Origin of the sequence: Burkholderia sp. DN3021, assembly GCF_049805555.1 — a bacterium.
GTDB lineage: Bacteria > Pseudomonadota > Gammaproteobacteria > Burkholderiales > Burkholderiaceae > Burkholderia > Burkholderia pyrrocinia_C.
Genome location: NZ_JBNCAB010000257.1, coordinates 1 through 782, shown reverse-complemented (window position 1 = coordinate 782; position 782 = coordinate 1). Strand labels below are relative to the sequence as shown.

1 protein-coding gene is annotated in these 782 nt (G+C 57.9%); it reads left to right on the top strand.

Annotated features, from left to right (window positions below):
- On the top strand, positions 1-782 hold a 782-nt coding region (locus tag ACPUER_RS36960), incomplete at its 5' end, for an IS630 family transposase (protein ID WP_425133605.1).

Here is a 782-nt window from a genome sequence, read left to right as displayed (position 1 = left end):
ACACCAAACCCGCGGATGGCTCCACGCACTGGAGCGTCCGTACGATCGCCGCCGAAACAGCTATTTCGCCGACGAGTGTGCACCGTTACTTCAAGCTGCTGGGGCTGCAACCGCATCGCAGCGAAAGCTTCAAGCTCTCGACCGATCAATTCTTTATCGAGAAATTGCGCGATGTGGTCGGCCTGTACCTGAGCCCGCCGGAGAACGCCCTGGTCTTGTGCGTGGACGAGAAGAGCCAGTGCCAGGCGCTCGAGCGTACGCAACCCATGCTGCCGATGGGCTTCGGCTACGTCGAAGGCGTCACGCACGATTATGTTCGTCACGGCACCACCACGCTGTTTGCCGCCCTGAACGTGCTCAACGGCGCCGTACTCGCCACCTGCAAACCACGCCATCGACATCAGGAATTCCTGTCGTTCCTGCGCGAAATCGACAAGGCCGTCTCGGCTGATCTCGACGTGCACTGCATCGTTGACAACTACGGCAGTCACAAGCATCCGAAGGTCAAAGCGTGGCTCGCGGCACGCCCCCGCTGGCACATGCATTTCATTCCCACCTACAGTTCGTGGCTCAACCAGGTCGAACGCTTCTTTGCGTTGATCACCGACAAGGCGATCCGCAGAGGCTCGTTCAGTTCGGTCAAACAACTGATCAAGCGTATCGATCAATTCGTTTCCCACTACAACGAAAACTGCAAACCGTTCGTCTGGACCGCCTCAGCCGACTCCATCCTCGAAAAGCTGCATAGACTTTGTTCGCGAATCAGCGGAACGGGACACTAG